This window comes from Gemmatimonas sp., assembly GCF_031426495.1.
GTDB lineage: Bacteria > Gemmatimonadota > Gemmatimonadetes > Gemmatimonadales > Gemmatimonadaceae > Gemmatimonas.
Genome location: NZ_JANPLK010000042.1, coordinates 14,351 through 30,149, shown reverse-complemented (window position 1 = coordinate 30,149; position 15,799 = coordinate 14,351). Strand labels below are relative to the sequence as shown.

The following is a 15,799-nucleotide window of genomic DNA, read 5'->3' as shown; positions in this document are numbered from 1 at the left end:
GCCGAACCCTTCCCACCCGAAATCCTGACGATTTCCCTCTGATTCGCCTCTGAAGCGTCACAGATGGGTTCGCCACACGTTGCGTAGCTCCCACCATAGGTGAGGCGAGTGTGCTACAGCGAACCCACCGGCGACCGGTCTATGCCTCAGCCCGCATAGAGGTTCAGGTCGGTGCCGACGGCGTCGGCCATCGCCATCGTGGTCTCCCAATCGGGATGCCGGATCGTGAGGTATCCATCGGACAGCAGCGTGCTCTTCCAATCGCGCCGCTGAGCGCCGATCGGGAGGAGATCGACGACGCAGATCGCGTCCCCGAAGCGCTGACGGAGCTGTTCGAGCCCTTCGATGCGCTGGATACGGCCCTGCCCGTGCGCCCGCTTTGTAATGCAGGCGGTGTTGTACTTCCGCTCGATCTTCTGCGAGAAGGTGCCGTGGAGCTCTGCCTCGGCCCACCCGTTGAAGAGATCCATGTCACCGGAGTAGTTCATCAGATCCACCGTGCGCGCGCCGGGCGGACGGGCCGCCACTTCGCCGAACACGGCTTCACCGTCAGCCTTGAGATACCACTCCATGTGGGTAAAGCCGGTGTCGTAGCCAAGCACCTTGAGCACCTGCTCACCCATGGCGCGACCACCGGCGAGCTTCGGATCATCGACGTTCTTGTACGTGAGCGTCTGCGGCGAGATCCACTCGTTGGTCCGGGCGATGAGCGGCCGCGGGCGATAGAAGGCGATGTGGAAGTATTTGATGTCACCGCCAGCGCAGACGGTGTCGTACGTGAACTCCTCGCCGTCGATAAACTCCTCGACGTCGACAACGGCGATGTGCCCGAGCTGCGCGATCGCCTTCGTCACATCGGCCGCATCATCGCAACGGAACGTGTCCATGGAGCCGGCGCCGGCGATGGGCTTGATGATGAGGGGATACCCGACCTGCTCGGCCGCGGCCCAGACTTCGGCCGGCGTACTGGCGATCGCATGATGCGGCACCCGCACACCACCTTCGGCGAGCGCCTGCTTCATGAGATCCTTGTTCCGGAAGCGGAGCGACTGCTGATACGACTGACCCGGCACGCCGAGGGCTTCCCGGATCTGCGCCGCAATCTCGACGCCCGGTTCCCAGAGACAGCAGACGCGATCCACTGTGCGGGAGCCGAGCCAGCGGCGGATCTGCTCGATGGCGACCGTCGGATTCGTGAAGAGATCGGGCGCTTGCAGATAGTCGGTCAGGTGCTGTCGCGCGATGTGCGGCAGATCCTGCACCGACGTATTCGAGACACCCAACACGGTGGCGCCCTGCTCGGAGAGGCCACGCGTGAAGAGCGGCATTTCACCGGGGAATCCCGGGGTCAGCATCAACACGGTTTTGGACACAGGGCGGTTTCGTAGAAGGTGGAGGGGCTTAGCCGAGTCGAACGCGAACACTGGAAACGATACGCTGTAACGCGTTCTGCACCATCGTTGTGTCGGGATGGCGAACGATGATGTAGCCTTCGCCCTCGTAGCTTCCGGTGGGATGCTGGCCCGGATACGGCAGACGGGAATCGCAAATGAGAGCGCCGAACTGCTCCTGCACGGACTCGAGGCCTTCGACGGTGCGCACCTGGCCCGTGCCCTGCCCTCGCAGATACGCGGTGCCAACGGCGAAGCGCCGCACGGGCGGATCGAACGTGCCGTTGATCATGAGACGGACCCAGGCTGCGACGAAATCGATGTCGTGCGCCCGGGAGATCATGGTCGTGATGTTAGCGCCGGGGGGACGTGCGGCGATCTCACTGATGGCGATGGTGCCATCGTCGCGGCGAAACCATTCGCAGTGCGACACCCCGGTCCCCATGCCCAGCGCCGCCAATGCCTTCGCGCCGACGGCGCGGATGTCATCGAACTCGGGGGCGTCGACCTCGCGTGGCAACAACACGGTCCACTGGATCCATGAGTTCTCGACGACGTCGAGTGGCGTGGGACCGTATCGGGTGAGCGAATGCCAGATCGCGGTGCCGTCGATCGACACCGTTTCCAGCGAGTACTCGGTGCCTCGCAGGAATTCCTCGGCGAGCATCGGATTGGCGGGCGTGGCGCGATAGTTGGCAAGCATCGCGTCGAGGGACGCTACGTCGCGGATGCGTTGGGTCGCAATCGCGCCAGCGCCCGCGGGCGGCTTGAGCACGATAGGGAATCCGACCTCGGCGATGAAGGCCAAAGCATCATCGCGGGAGGCGATCAGCCGATGTCGCGCAACCGGCACGCCCGCCGCCCGCAACGCATCCTTCATGCGCGCCTTGTCGCGAAAGTTGTGCGCGGCCTCGCTGCTGAGCCCCGGAATGCCAAGCCGTTCGCGCACCGTGGCCAGCGGCTGCTGCAGCTGTTCGTAGGCGCCGAAGCACCGCGCAATCGCCCCGTGCGTGGCGCCAAGGGCGCGCACCGCCTGTTCGAGCGAGGCCGTATTCGTGACGTCGTCTACTTGCCAGTGCGCAGCCAGTCCCGCCGCGACATTCGGCGCCAGTGCGGTGAGCGGTTGCTGCGCAATGACGCCCAGTCGTACGTGCGGCACGTTGAGCGCGGCCTCGATCATCTGAGTGGCCGCTGGCGAGAAGATGGGACAAACGAAGATGACGAACATGAAGCGGCTCAATTGGGAAAGATCGACGGCGGATACACGATCGCGGTGCTACCCAAAGGGCAACACCGCGAGACGTGCGTGAACAGCGATCCGAGTTACTGACAGACCCAAGCGCCGCCGCGGGTGCTCGCCGTGGCCTTGACGCCGGTGGCCGAATCGGCCGCGGTGAAGGTCACCGTTTCAAGCGATCCGTCTTCCTGATTCTGGGTAGTGCAAATGGCAACCTTGCGTACCGTGAACACGCCGCTGCTATCCGCGTCGACCATCCCGAAGTCCTGAGGCTTGGTGGAAGCAGGCGCCCGCGTGGCGGTGAGCTTCACCCGCGCGGCGGCCGGCCAGTTCTTCCCTTTAAAGGTGATGCGGGCGCCCTGCGGCGACCGCTCGGCTTCGATGGAAAGCTGTGGTTTTGCCTGTCCAGTGATCGCGCTGGCCGCCGTAGCGGTGAACGAAAGCGCGCTAATTGCCAACGCCGGGCCCAGCATGCGGCGCACGAATGCCTGCATCGCACATCCTCCTAGTTAGGTGACGCCATCGGACATATGCCGCGACGTGCATGTGAAAATGGAGAACGAGAGGAGAGAACGCAAACTGGTACCCCCTCCCCGGCTTCGTGCCTCGTCGCATTCGTGCGCCCGATCACCGCTCCAGCTTGAACCCGGGATCGATGGCGGGGCGCTTGAGTGTGGTCGCCACGTACCAACCCGTGAGGTACATCCACTGCGTCATGCGCGTGAGTTTCGGATAGTCGATCGCGGACGGCTTGTCGCGGGGCGTGTGGTAATCGGGATGCAGGTTGGTCGAGTACATGACGGCGGGCACGTTGAGGCGCGCGTACGGCACGTGATCGCTGCGAAAATATCACCCTTCCGGATGCGTGGGCCGATCCCAGATCGAGTCGAGCTTGAAGGCCCCGGTCAGCGAGTTGGCCCGGAGCGCCATAGCCACGAGTTCGGTCGAATTGCGGTGCGGCGGCTGGATGCCAAGCAGGCTGGCCGAATCGGGGTTATTGCGGCCGATCATGTCGCCGTTGAGGACGGCCACAATGTTCTGCAGGGGCACGACGGGATGCGCGGCGTGATAGCGCGAGCCAAGCAGCCCACGTTCTTCCGCACCGTGGTACACGAAGAGCACCGAGCGCTTGCCGGGCTGCTTCACAAAGGCCCGGGCGATAGCGAGCAACGCGACACTCACAGTGCCGTTGTCATCAGCCCCTGCCCACACGGAATCGCCGTCGATGACGTACCGCACGCCATCGTGCTCCTGGTGGGAGCTGTACAACACGTACTCGTCGCGCAGCTTGGGATCCGTGCCGCGCACCACGCCGATGATGTTGGTGGACGGCGTCGTGAAGTGTTCGACGCGGACGTGCATTTCGGCCGTGCCACCGGCCTTGAGCGCGACCGCCATCGTGCCGCGAACGAGTAACGCGGGCGTCGGCGCCGTGCGCGCGGGCTGCGGGCGGGCGGCCTGCGTGGCCTGACCGGCGAAGCGCGGAGCGCCACCGTCGACGTCATATGTGCCGCGCTCGCGCAGCACACCGAGCCCGTCGAACGCGACGTCAGTGGTGGCGTCGGCCACGAGGATGATGGCCACGGCCCCACGGCGCTGGACCCGCTGCGTGGCGGCGGCAATCGCCGCATTGGCGTACCGCACTTCCGCCGAGTTGGTCGTGGTCCGAATCGACGCGGCGGGGGGTGTGGTGATCTGCACCGCGGCGATCTTGCCGCGTATGTCGATGGTGGAGTCCGCGCCGTCACCAACCCATACGATGGGGGCGCTGACATCGGCGTTGGCGGAGCCCAGCGGCACGAAGTCTTTCCACACGACGAGTGGCTTGTCGCCGAGTGCGCCGGTGGTGGACACGGTGGAGACGCGCGTCCGCACCATGTTGAACCACTGGAAGTAGCTACCGTCCTGGCCCAACGGCTTCACGCCGATGTTGCGCAGTTGCTCGGCCACCCAAATGGAAGCCCGCATTTCGTCGGGTGTCCCGGCCTCGCGTCCGCGCATGCCGTCACCAGCCATCGCGTAGAGATCACGCTCGAGGTCGGCGCGCTTGATGGCAGACATTGCCAGCGGCACGCCGGCGTTGCCGGTGGTCTTGCCCTTGGCGCTGGCTTGCGCCGACAGCGCCAGCCCGGGAGCGAGCGTGGCCACGAGGGCCGCGAGCCGCACGATTCGAATGGAGAACCTCAGGGTTCGGGCCGGTAAGAGCGAAGAGTGTGCGCGGCAATGTCCGCATCGAGAAAATACACGGGCTTGAGCTGGCCGCGGGCGAACATTGCGGCCTGATCGCTGTAGTGCGGCGATGTCGAGTCAGCACTCTGCCCGTAGGCCAAGACCGAAAAGGCACGCGGAGCGCGGGGGCCGAACTCGACGGCGAGAATCCAGCCGTCGCCGGAATTGGCGTTGCGGGTGCCGTCGGGGCGCTGTTCATAGGAAAGCACCCGAAAGCAGCCGAGGGCACCACTACAGCCACCGACCGGCTCGTTCACCGATCCCCGTCGCACGCGGTGCACATCGCCCCACGCCACGTCGACCGCCTTGTAGCGACGCTGCATGTCGTCGACGGCCCAGCTGAACGCGTCGACGGCGCGAGCCGGCTGACCGATGCCCCGCGGCGTGGTGGTCAGATTCTGCCACGACCACTTCTCGGCGTACGCCGAGTCGCGCGCCTGCGACTGATAGCGGCGCCACCATGTCTCGAAGAGCAATCCTCCACGGCTGGTCGGCGCGACCGTGTTGTCCCACTTCTCGAGAACGGCGAGTGCCTGGGCAACCGCCGGAGTGGGTGACGATTTTTTCAGCGCCGCGACGAGATCGGGCTTCACGCGGTCGGCGAGCAGCATGCGCATACTGTGCTTTCGCACCAGCACGTCTTCGAGGGACAGTCTATCCTTGCCGCCAATGAGCTGTAGCGCATGCTGGCTGCGCAAGCGCAGTTCGCCGCGCTCCACATTATCCGGATAGCGCGCGGTGTCGAGCAGCGCGTTGAGATTGGCGAAGTGCGGCGCGTCGTTCTCGTTGTGCACGTAGCCGCCGCGCGGGTTAAGCGACTGCGGCAGCGAATCGAGCGCGATCAAGCGTGTCCACACATCGGCCGATCCGCGCGCAGGAATCGGCACCGAGTCGCCACCTGAGGGCGTGGGGAGGTGCGGGACGGTCCCCATCCATATCGTGAGGATGTTGCCGGCGCGATCGGCGTACGTGAGGTTCGATGTGGCGCGGGCACGTGTAGCCAACGCGCTCTTCCACTCGGCGAGATTGCGTGCGCGCATCATGGCAAGGAACTGTGACCCGGCGCGATACTCGCCATCAGGGCCAGCGCGCACGATGTACAGCTTACTCGCCGTGCGATGTACCACCGGTCCGAGTGGAGTGAAGGCGACGCGGCGCGTTTCGCTGACCAGCGAATCGTCGGTCCCGCCAGAGCGATATGGAAGCGTGACGGACTCGTACCGAATGGGTATGGTGGTCCCATCGAACCGATAGCGCTCAGAATTGGTGGGATCGAGGTCGAGCTCATAGACCTCGTCGAGATCTGGCGCGTTGTTGGTGGTGGCCCAGCCGAGATCCTTGTTGAAGCCGCCGATCACCGAGAACGCACTGCCGATGCGGAAATCGCCGTAAAAGTCGAGCTTCCCGGGGACCGTGACGTGCGCTTCCCAGTAGCCGGCGGTCCACGCGAGATGCGGATTGCGCAGCAGGATCGCGCGTCCGGATTTGGTGCGGCTCGGGGCCAGTGCCCATGCGTTCGAGCCGACGTCGGCGTCGGCCCCGAAGATGGCAGCCGGGTCGACATCGAGGTTGCCTGTGTCGCGGGCGGTGGGGCGCGCGGCACCACCGGCGCTGCGCTGCAGCCACCGCGCTACGAGACGCTCGGCGGTGGCTACATTCGCCGTACCGATATCGCCAGCGGCGACATCGTGTCCGTGGAACACGGGTTTCGCCCACGTGGGCAGTGTCTTCGCATTCGCGCGGATGTAGCGGTTCACACCTTCTGCGAATCCGTCGTACATGTCACGTGTGTCGGCGTCGAGCACGTGATACGTCTGCTCGACCCGGGCGTGTTCGAGCGCCGCCGAGAAATCGGACGACAGGCTGTCACGCCCGAACGTGCGGCCCATCCATCCTTTCGAACGTATCAGACTCAGTATGACGCGCACGCCATAGTCCTCGGCTTGCGCGTAGCCGAGTCCAATGCCGATGCCGCGGAAGTCGTTGGCGCTGATGTGAGGCACGCCGTACTCCGTTCGCCGAATGATCGGCTCGCTGTCCGCCGGAGCGACGAGCCGCGTGGCGCCGAGAACCGTAGAGGCGATGAGCGCGGGAATCAGGAGGCGCGCGCGGCGCGGCACATGGGAGAACATCTGGCAATGCTGCGCCGTCACACGGCGGTGCGCAACCACACGGACTGAGAGATTCACGGACGGTGTGCGGGGTGCCTTCGTGTCCGCCGTCGTAGCGCTTGCGGGAAGGAAGTGCTTAACCACGGACTGGCGCGGATGGTGGCGGATGAACCGCGTTTCTAGTGTATTGCTTGACTAATACGGTTGATCTGAGCATCATATGGTGTATTAGGTCACCTATACACCTGGCGCCTCCGTGCTCATTCTGCTCGACCCCAACAGTGGGGTCCCGACATACCGACAGCTGGTGGACCAGATCCGTTTCCAGATGGCCAGCGGGCGGCTGGTGGCTGGGAGCGAGTTGCCGTCCACGCGGGCGCTGTCGCAGGAGTTGGGCATCAACCCGATGACGGTAAGCAAGGCGTACAGCCTGCTCGAGGCCGAAGGGCTGGTGCGACGTCGGCCCGGGCTGCCGCTGGAGGTGTTGGCCCTATCGGGGCCGCATGCGGATGCGGAGCGCGATGAGCAGCTGCGTGTGTTGCTGGAGCCGGCGGCGCTGGCGGCGCGACAGTTGGGGATGCGACCGGCGAAGGCGGTGGCCGTGTTCCGTCAGCTGCTTTCACACATCGTGGATTACGAGGAGCGAGATCAATGATTGACGGCACAGACCGCGCGTTCTCCGACGTGCTCACACTGGACCGGGTAACGAAGCGCTTTGGCGGCACGACGGCGCTGGACGGCGTGTCGCTGTCGATTCCGCGTGGCGCGATCGTGGGGCTGGTGGGGCGCAACGGATGTGGCAAGTCGACGCTGCTGCATCATGTCACGGGCATGATGCTGCCGTCGGCGGGGGCGGTGCGCACGTTCGGCGTCGATGCCAGCTCGTTGGGCAGCGCCGAGCTGGCGCGAATTGGCGTGGTGCATCAGCATGCACGGTATCTGGAGTGGATGAGCGTGTATCAGCTGGTGCGCTACGTGGCGACGTTCTACGTGCGATGGGACGAGGCGCTGGAGACGCAGCTCACCGGGCGCTTGGGGATCAACCTTGATGCGCGGATAGGCGCCTTGTCACCGGGCAACGTGCAGCGGTTGTCGTTGCTGCTGGCGCTCTGTCATCACCCTGAGTTGCTGTTGCTGGATGAGCCACTCAGCGATCTCGATCCCACGGCGCGTCAGGAGGTGCTGGCGGTGTTGTTGGAGCGCTTCGATGCCGACGGGCCCACCATCGTGATTTCGTCGCATCTGTTGCAGGATATCGAGCCGGTGGTGAGTCGCATTGTTTGCCTGAATGGTGGTCGCGTGACGGCGGATGCCGAGCTGGATGAATTGAAAGAGACGTATGAAGAGTGGATCGTGACGCCGGTGTCCGGCGCGCTGGACGCTTCGTGGAGCGCACCGTGGGTGGTGAGCAGCGATCGCACGGGCAGCGCGATGCGCTGGGTGGTTCGGGGCATGCGGGGGCGTGCGGCGGCGATCGGCGCCGAGTTGGGGGCGGAGATCGTGGTACGTCCGCTCAACCTCGATCGGTTGTTTCCGGTACTCACGCAGCTTCCGTCGGCGCCGACGAGTGCGTCGGAACTCGCGGCGGCGGGTCGGTGAGCTGACCATGCACATCGGGGCGCTCTTCCGACTGTTCTGGCGACCGGCCTCGTTCGGGGCGCTGTTCATGATTTCTCTTGCCGCCATGGCGCCGTTCGTGATGTTCGGCGAGCAGGTGAGCGCGGTGCAGTCGGCGGTGCATCTTGGGCTCACGTTGCCGTTGATTGTGGGAGTGCTGGCATCGACCGCGGCCGACGAGTTGTTGAGGCAGCCGGGGAGCTGGGTATTGCCGGGGCTTCGGCGCTCGCTTGCGGCCGGCGACGTACTGATGATGCTCGCGCTCAGTGCGATCGTGGGTGCGGTGTCGTGGCGCGCGGGCGGCGTTGCGGTGGCGGTGGGTGTAGCGATCATCGCGCCGTTCTGGTACGCGGTTGGTGGTGGTGCGCGGCTGGCGGCGAAGCGACCAAAGCTGATTGGCGCATTGGGTTTGGTGGTGCTCGCGATGGGGGCAGCGCCGACTATGTACTCGCGGGTGGTAACGGGCGCCCTGCCCTTGACTGCTTTAGTCGCCGCCTGCGCGACAGTGGTGTTGATGCGGGCGCGATGGTCGCCCGGCGTGGTGCGGATGCGGGCCGCGGTGGGCGCGCCGGAGGCGCTGCTGTCGGGTTCGAAGGTGGTGTTCTCGCGTGCGCGTGCGATGAGCGAGCGGGGGCAACTCGATGAGGGCCTCGTGGCGACGCTTGCGTTCTGGGTGCGGGCGGCGGCCTACGAGTACATGGCCGGCGGGCGGGCCGCCTTCACGGTGAGCGGCGTGATGATGGCGGTCATTACGCACCTGTTCCAAACGCCGGTGCCGTTGGCGCTGATGTCGGTCTCGCAGCGCGGGCTACAGTTGGGCAGCACGATGGTGTATCCCATCAGCCGTCGCGAGCGCGCCACGATTCTGTATGTCTGCAATGCAATCGATATTGCGTTGCTGGCGTGTTGTTTTACCGTGACCTACGTGGCGTTGCGGGCGGTACACGCGCCGACGGTGTCGTTCATGGCGTCACTCGCGCAGGGCGTGTGGCCCGTGATGTTGGCGGCGGCAGTGGCGTTGGCGCCGATTCTGCAGTGGGCGCGGGTACGGGGCCCGATCCCGCCGTCACGCGCGTACCGCTTCATGGGATACGCGTTTGCGTTCATGTTCGCCACGATGGCGCTCGGATTTGGCGCGGAGAAGTTGATCGACGCGCAGCGCGGCATGCTGCCGGCGCTGGCGATGATCGGCGTGGTGGGCGTGGCGGTGCAACTGGTGCAATACGCGGCGCTGCAACGGGTGTATCGGCGGGCGGATCTGGTGGCGCCACTGGCGTAGTGAGCGTTCCACCGTGCCGAAGCCGCCCTTCGTCTTCGATTACCTGCTGACGCGACTACGCTTCGTCCGACGTCTCGAACTTCTTGCGACGGCCCGACGCGGCCGTCCACTTCCTCTTTGCTGTCGCGAAGAACATTTCACGCCGTCGTGTCTTGAACGCTCCTTTCCGGAAGTACGACTTCGTCCACACGTCCACTCCGCTGTCCCGTTCATCGAGGAACGCGCCTGTCGCATCGCCGCCCTTTGCTTCGATCTCGTTGGCGACGTCGCGGAAGTAGAAGTGCCGGAAGAGGCGATCGAACTCCGTGAGATAGATGTCCGCGATGCGGGGAACGCCGCGAATGAGCAGCATGTTCTCGTCGTTGGACTCGAGCGAGTTCTTCGAGTAGTTGGCGGAACCCGTGCAGACGAGCGGATCTTCCGAGAGCGGATCGATCAGCAGAATCTTCGTGTGGATAAAGAAGATGTTTCCCTGCTTGCGATAGTGCTCCTCACGCGCGAACCACTTGTCTAGGCTGAAGTTCTTGATGCGCACCTTCTGAAACTTCTTGTTTTTGTAGATCGAGGTTTTCCCAAGCTCCGCACCATAGGCGACCACCAGATCACGGTCGCTGCGCAGCTGCGCGGATTCGGCCGCCGACGGACGCTTCTCCAGCATGACAAAGCGAAGGAAGCTCCGGTTCTTCGTCAGCCTCGGCAGCAGCCGTGCATTGATGCCGAATGCACCGGTGAACATCACGCCTTCGGCGGCGTCCTCGATGCGGTTCCCATACCAGTCCAGCATGTTGCTGGTACGTCGTGGAGAAAAGACCACCGGCAGTGGTGAGGAAGCGACGAGCTCCGGTGGATGCGGAGACAGAGCGACGACCGCGTCGCGTGCCTTGGCAAGTGTCGGGTCGAGCGAGAGCGCTTCGAAATAGTCGTAATATGCCTGCGCGACGTGGCCGTCCTCAACGACGTGCCCGACGTTGCTCTGGCCGAGGAATCCTGATGGCGTGATGTTCGTCGAACCCGTCCATACCGCATGCGGCACCGCTTTCCGCACGTGAACGAAGAACTTGTTGTGCGGGATCTTCGGCTTGGTGCGCGGGAAGAGGACCTGCTTGCCCTTTGACGTGCGCGGGAGCTTGGCGGTGGCGATCGCACTGCTGTTTACGTCTGTCTCGTGATAGCTAAGTTGCACGCGAACGCCTCGTTTGATCGCCGCTTTGATGGCGATCAGCACCGGTTGATACGTGAACTCGTACACACAGCCCACGAGCTCGTCGCCCTTCGGGACGCCATCGATGAACGCGATGCACGCCTCCGCCAATCCGCGGGAGAGCCACTTCGTGACCGGCGCATCCACGTCATCGACGTACTCCGCGGGTGAGACATCGCCGAACTCGCGCGAGAACGCCTGGCTCGCGATCGCTCCGCGATTGAACCACACACCATGGCCATCGACGACCTCCTCCGCCTCCGTCCGCACCTCGACCTTGAGAGAGTCTGCGTCGTCGTCACTCAACGAGCCCGATGTTCCGTACTTCGGGATGATCCGGAACAGGTACGTCGTGTCGGGTGCGGCGGTGTAGTCACTCCAGAGAAAGCTCTGGATCGGGTGATCTTCGGTACTGTATCGCGGCGCATTCTTGCCGGTGGCGGGCTTGGGATCCGGCACGACGCTCTTAAAGACCTTGAACGAACGCAGCCACCGACCGCTCGTCGGTCTGCCTTTCGTCTCGCGCCAGATCGCGAAGCCCCGCAAGCCTTGCAGTCGTTTGGGGCTGCAGTCCATGGCGAGGAGAATGGCTCTCGTACCGGCGATGCCTCGTGCCTGAAACCCACCACTGGTGCTGCGAGCAATCTCGGAACGCATGAGTGCCTCATGGGGAGCATCGTGAGACCCCGTCAGTCCGGAACTCGACGGAACTTTGGAGCCATCTTCGGAATATGTCTCCTTCCGCCGCTCTCGTCTAACGGGCGCGACCACCGACGCCTCCCTCAGGATCGCCATGGCCACGACCGCTATCGACACCGACTCCGACACGATGGCTGAGCAGTTTGCGGCCGTCCGGGGCGCCACCGAGGCGCTGTGCGACCCCCTCGAGGTCGAGGATTTCGTCGTCAGCAGCATGCCCGATGTGAGCCCGACCAAGTGGCATCTGGCCCACACCACCTGGTTCTTCGAGACGTTCGTTCTCGCGCCGCATCTCCCCGAGTACCGCGCGCTCGAACCGCGGTATGCGTTCCTGTTCAACTCGTATTACGTACAAGCCGGCGAGCGTCATTGCCGAGCCCAGCGGGGCCTCGTCACACGCCCCACGGTGCGCGACGTTTTCGCGTACCGTTCGTATGTGAACGATGCAATGATGACGCTCCTGGATCGGATCGGCGACGATCCGTCGCATCCCGCCAGCGCCGTGATCACGCTCGGGATGCACCACGAGCAGCAGCATCAGGAGTTACTGCTCACGGACATCAAGCACGTGCTGTGGACGAACCCGCTACGACCGGCCTACCGATCCGATGCCCCGGCACCGGCGCCAGCCACGGCGCAGGGGTGGATCCCGGTTGCCGAAGGGGTCCACGACATCGGCCACGAAGGGCACGGCTTCGCGTTCGACAACGAGGGGCCGAGACACCGCGTGTACGCGCAGCCGGCCGAACTGGCGCGGCGACTGACCACGAATGCGGAGTATGCCGCGTTCATCGCCGACGGCGGCTATCGGCAGCCGGCGCTATGGCTGAGCGCCGGCTTCGCGGCCGTGCAGGCGGAGCGCTGGTCGGCACCGCTGTACTGGGAGTTGGTGAACGGGGCCTGGCACGAGTTCACACTGCATGGCCTACGTGAGCTCGACCCACAGGCGCCGGTGACCCACCTGAGCCACTACGAAGCTGACGCGTTCGCCCGATGGTCGGGGGCGCGACTGCCCACCGAGGCGGAGTGGGAGATCACGGCTCCGGAACCGTCCACCGTTGGCCGTTTTGCCGACTCCGGAGCGGGACATCCGTCGGCGGACGCTACCGACACGCCCCAGCAGTGGTACGGTGACGTCTGGCAATGGACGCAAAGTGCCTATCTGGCGTATCCCGGGTTCCGCCCGGCGCCCGGAGCCATTGGCGAATACAACGGGAAATTCATGAGCGATCAGTGGGTGCTGCGAGGCGCCTCCTGTGCGACGGCCTCATCTCACGCACGTCGCACCTACCGCAACTTCTTCCCGAGCGATGCGCGCTGGCAGTTCACCGGCGTCCGGCTGGCGAGGGACGTCGCGTGACCGCTCCCCTCCTTGTCACCACCGATGCCGTCGACGCACGGCTGCGTCGAGAGGTGATCGCCGGGCTCAAGGCGACGCCGCGAACATTGCCGGCGACGCTGTTCTATGATGCGCGCGGCGCCGCCCTGTTCGAGGCGATCTGTCACCTCCCCGAGTACTACCCGACGCGCACCGAGCAGGAAATCCTGTCGGCGCATGCCGGCGACTTGGCCGACCTGATCGGACCGCGGGCGGCGATCATCGAACCCGGCAGCGGCGCGGCCACGAAAGTCCGACAGCTCCTGCGCGCGCTGGACAACCCGATCGCCTACGTGCCGGTGGATGTCGCGGAGGAACAGCTGGCGCGTGTCAGCGCCGAGCGTGCCCGGGAGTTTCCGGCGCTCCGCGTGCGTGCGGTGCTCGGTGACTATCGCGATGCGATTCCACTGCCGCCGCTGCCGGGAGACGCACGCCGCGTCGTGTTTTTTCCTGGTTCGACGATCGGCAACCTGCAGCCGCACGAGGCTGCGCACTTCCTCCGCGACATCGCGGCGGTGGTCGGCCCAGACGGCGGCTTGGTACTGGGCGTGGATCGCCGCAAGGACCCGCGCATTCTGCACGCCGCGTACAACGACGCTGCCGGCGTGACCGCGGACTTCAACCTCAACGTCCTCACGCGTCTCAACCGTGAGTTCCGAGGCACCTTCCACCGCGCGGCGTTCCGTCACCGCGCCTTCTTCAACGACGCGGAGAGCCGCATCGAGATGCATCTCGAAGCCGTGTCCCCGCAGACGGCCCGCGTCGAGCACCTCGAATTGTCCTTCGCCGCCGGTGCGACCATTCGCACGGAAGTATCCTACAAGTACGACCGCGCACGACTCGATGCCGTGGCCGCGGCTGGCGGCTGGCGCGTCGTCGAGTGTTTCACCGACGCGAAAAACTGGTTCTGGGTCTGCTGGCTGGTGCCGGTGGGCGACACCACTAAAACGAGTCTGAAGTCATGAAGGCCATCTGGAAAGGCACCGTCGTCGCCGAATCGGCTGACACCGTCGTCGTCGAAGGCAATCACTACTTCCCACTCGCCAGTCTGGATCGACAGTACGTGATCGACAGCAGCCATCAGACCACCTGTTCGTGGAAAGGCGTGGCGAGCTACTACACGCTGCGCGTGGACGGTGCCGACAATGCGAATGCGGCATGGTACTATCCGACGCCGAAAGCCGGGGCTGAGTCGGTTGCCGGCCGCGTCGCGTTCTGGAAGGGCGTGCAGATCGAACAGTGAGTTCGCCAACGCTGGTCGACGCCGCCGTTATCGGGACCGGACAGGCGGGTCCGTCGCTGGCGACGGGCTTGGCGGCACGCGGGCTCTCGGTGGCGCTGTTCGAGGGCGGAGTGCTGGGGGGGAGTTGTGTCAATGTGGGTTGTACGCCCACCAAGACGCTTCGGAAAACCGCGCGCGTTGCTCATCTCGCCCGACGCGCGGCCGACTTCGGCGTGCAAGTGGGCGACGTACGTGTTGATCTTCCCGCGGCGCTGGCGCGTATGCGGGGTGTCGTCACCCGATCCCGCAGCGGCCTTGAAAGCTGGCTAACCGGAACGCCTGGTGTGGCGCTCGTGCGTGAGTGGGCCCGCTTGGAAGGACGCGCCCCGGACGGCCGGTTCGTGGTGCGGGCGGGAGACGCGCAGTGGCACGCGACGCGTGTTTACCTCAACGTGGGCACGGCACCATCGCTGCCGCCAATCCCCAGCCTGGGCGACGTCGCGGCGCTGACGAATGACTCGCTCCTGGCACTCAACGAGCTGCCTGCGGAGCTGGTGGTCATCGGCGGGAGTTACATCGGCCTCGAGTTGGGGCAGCTGTATGCGCGGCTCGGCAGCCGGGTGACCATCCTCGAGGCAGGATCGGCGGTCGCGTCTCGCGAGGACGCCGACGTCTCGGCCCGCATCACCACGATGCTCGAGGCCGAGGGGCTGCGTATTATCGCGGGCGCGAGGATCTCGAAGATCTCGCGCGACCCCGATGGTCGCGTGGCGGTCGCGCTGCGTCGTCCCGACAGCACCGCGGACGAACGCGTGACGGGGACACACGTGCTGGTTGCGACCGGACGCCGTCCATGCACCGATGGGCTCGGTCTCGACACCATTGGCGTGGCGGTCGATGCCCAGGGATACGTGCCCGTGAACGGAGCACTCGAGACGTCGGTTGCGGGCGTGTTCGCCTTGGGCGACGTTAATAGACGGGGCGCCTTCACGCACACGTCGTATCAGGACCACGAGATCGTGTTGGCCAACCACGACGATACGCCGCGCACGGCCGACGGGCGCATCACGACGTATGCGATGTACACCGATCCGCCGCTCGGGCGCATCGGCCTGTCGGAGACGGAGGCGCGGCGCGAGCTCGCCGACGGTCGGCATTTTCTGCAGACGACGATCGAAATGGCCGCCGTCTCCCGCGCGAAAGAAGAAGGCGAGACGACCGGCGTCATCAAGCTCCTCGTTGATGGTGATACACATCGCTTCGCCGGGATCACGATGCTTGGCATCGGGGCCGACGAGGTCGTGCAAGTGATCGCCGCGATGATGGCAGCCGATGCGCCGTACGAAGTGCTGCGTGACTTCCTGCCGATCCATCCCACGATCACCGAATTTTTCCCGACGATGCTCGGGCGCCTCAAGCCGCTCGCGTAGCGACA

12 protein-coding genes and 1 pseudogene are annotated in these 15,799 nt (G+C 65.1%); 7 read left to right on the top strand and 6 right to left on the bottom strand.

What is annotated here, in order from left to right; all coding sequences use genetic code 11:
• Window positions 1-146 precede the first annotated feature (146 nt).
• From RMP10_RS10820 to RMP10_RS10800, 5 genes and pseudogenes are all read right to left on the bottom strand, one after another.
• Window positions 147-1,373, bottom strand: a complete 1,227-nt coding sequence (locus tag RMP10_RS10820) for an ATP-grasp domain-containing protein (protein ID WP_310570301.1) — start codon at window positions 1,371-1,373, stop codon at window positions 147-149.
• A gap of 28 nt (window positions 1,374-1,401) precedes the next feature.
• Entirely contained in the window at window positions 1,402-2,619 is a 1,218-nt protein-coding gene (locus RMP10_RS10815; protein WP_310570300.1) for an ATP-grasp domain-containing protein, read from the bottom strand.
• A 95-nt stretch (window positions 2,620-2,714) separates the two neighbouring features.
• Window positions 2,715-3,122: a hypothetical protein gene (locus RMP10_RS10810; RefSeq protein ID WP_310570299.1), complete on the bottom strand. Its 408-nt coding sequence runs from the start codon at window positions 3,120-3,122 to the stop codon at window positions 2,715-2,717.
• Window positions 3,123-3,255: 133 nt separating this feature from the next.
• Window positions 3,256-4,506, bottom strand: a pseudogene (locus tag RMP10_RS23420) (M28 family peptidase).
• A gap of 305 nt (window positions 4,507-4,811) precedes the next feature.
• Complete coding sequence (locus RMP10_RS10800; RefSeq protein ID WP_310570298.1) at window positions 4,812-6,989, bottom strand: penicillin acylase family protein; 2,178 nt, start codon at window positions 6,987-6,989, stop codon at window positions 4,812-4,814.
• 235 nt (window positions 6,990-7,224) lie between these two features.
• Here RMP10_RS10800 and RMP10_RS10795 point away from each other — a divergent pair, with 235 nt between their 5' ends.
• Genes RMP10_RS10795 through RMP10_RS10785 form a run of 3 tightly spaced genes read left to right on the top strand, consistent with a single transcriptional unit; the run spans window position 7,225 to window position 9,864 of the window.
• Entirely contained in the window at window positions 7,225-7,623 is a 399-nt protein-coding gene (locus RMP10_RS10795) for a GntR family transcriptional regulator (RefSeq protein WP_310570297.1), read from the top strand.
• Window positions 7,620-8,567, top strand: a complete 948-nt coding sequence (locus RMP10_RS10790) for an ABC transporter ATP-binding protein (RefSeq protein ID WP_310570296.1) — start codon at window positions 7,620-7,622, stop codon at window positions 8,565-8,567. The genes RMP10_RS10795 and RMP10_RS10790 overlap by 4 nt, the downstream gene beginning before the upstream one ends.
• 7 nt (window positions 8,568-8,574) lie before the next feature.
• On the top strand, window positions 8,575-9,864 hold the full coding sequence (locus RMP10_RS10785; protein ID WP_310570295.1) for a hypothetical protein: 1,290 nt from the start codon (window positions 8,575-8,577) through the stop codon (window positions 9,862-9,864).
• 55 nt (window positions 9,865-9,919) lie between these two features.
• On the opposite strand, the gene RMP10_RS10780 is transcribed toward RMP10_RS10785, so the two are convergent.
• A complete protein-coding gene (locus RMP10_RS10780) occupies window positions 9,920-11,722 on the bottom strand; it encodes a phospholipase D-like domain-containing protein (RefSeq protein WP_310570294.1) in 1,803 nt (600 codons plus the stop codon).
• 136 nt (window positions 11,723-11,858) lie between these two features.
• Between RMP10_RS10780 and egtB the strand changes: the two genes are divergently transcribed.
• The 4 genes from egtB to RMP10_RS10760 are packed head-to-tail and all read left to right on the top strand — an operon-like array spanning window position 11,859 to window position 15,794.
• A complete protein-coding gene (egtB, locus tag RMP10_RS10775; RefSeq protein WP_310570293.1) occupies window positions 11,859-13,124 on the top strand; it encodes an ergothioneine biosynthesis protein EgtB in 1,266 nt (421 codons plus the stop codon).
• Window positions 13,121-14,107: an L-histidine N(alpha)-methyltransferase gene (egtD, locus tag RMP10_RS10770; RefSeq protein ID WP_310570292.1), complete on the top strand. Its 987-nt coding sequence runs from the start codon at window positions 13,121-13,123 to the stop codon at window positions 14,105-14,107. The genes egtB and egtD overlap by 4 nt, the downstream gene beginning before the upstream one ends.
• Window positions 14,104-14,385, top strand: a complete 282-nt coding sequence (locus RMP10_RS10765) for a DUF427 domain-containing protein (protein ID WP_310570291.1) — start codon at window positions 14,104-14,106, stop codon at window positions 14,383-14,385. Before egtD ends, RMP10_RS10765 begins: the two co-directional genes overlap by 4 nt.
• Window positions 14,382-15,794: a mercuric reductase gene (locus tag RMP10_RS10760; RefSeq protein ID WP_310570290.1), complete on the top strand. Its 1,413-nt coding sequence runs from the start codon at window positions 14,382-14,384 to the stop codon at window positions 15,792-15,794. Before RMP10_RS10765 ends, RMP10_RS10760 begins: the two co-directional genes overlap by 4 nt.
• The last annotated feature ends 5 nt before the right edge of the window (window positions 15,795-15,799 follow it).

Coding starts and splice junctions, on each gene's coding strand:
- RMP10_RS10810 (WP_310570299.1), bottom strand. CDS start 3,122: ATGCAGGCATTCGTGCGCCGCATGCTGGGCCCGGCGTTGGCAATTAGC.
- RMP10_RS10790 (WP_310570296.1), top strand. CDS start 7,620: ATGATTGACGGCACAGACCGCGCGTTCTCCGACGTGCTCACACTGGAC.
- RMP10_RS10785 (WP_310570295.1), top strand. CDS start 8,575: ATGCACATCGGGGCGCTCTTCCGACTGTTCTGGCGACCGGCCTCGTTC.
- RMP10_RS10780 (WP_310570294.1), bottom strand. CDS start 11,722: ATGCGTTCCGAGATTGCTCGCAGCACCAGTGGTGGGTTTCAGGCACGA.
- RMP10_RS10800 (WP_310570298.1), bottom strand. CDS start 6,989: ATGTTCTCCCATGTGCCGCGCCGCGCGCGCCTCCTGATTCCCGCGCTC.
- RMP10_RS10815 (WP_310570300.1), bottom strand. CDS start 2,619: ATGTTCGTCATCTTCGTTTGTCCCATCTTCTCGCCAGCGGCCACTCAG.
- RMP10_RS10765 (WP_310570291.1), top strand. CDS start 14,104: ATGAAGGCCATCTGGAAAGGCACCGTCGTCGCCGAATCGGCTGACACC.
- egtB (WP_310570293.1), top strand. CDS start 11,859: ATGGCCACGACCGCTATCGACACCGACTCCGACACGATGGCTGAGCAG.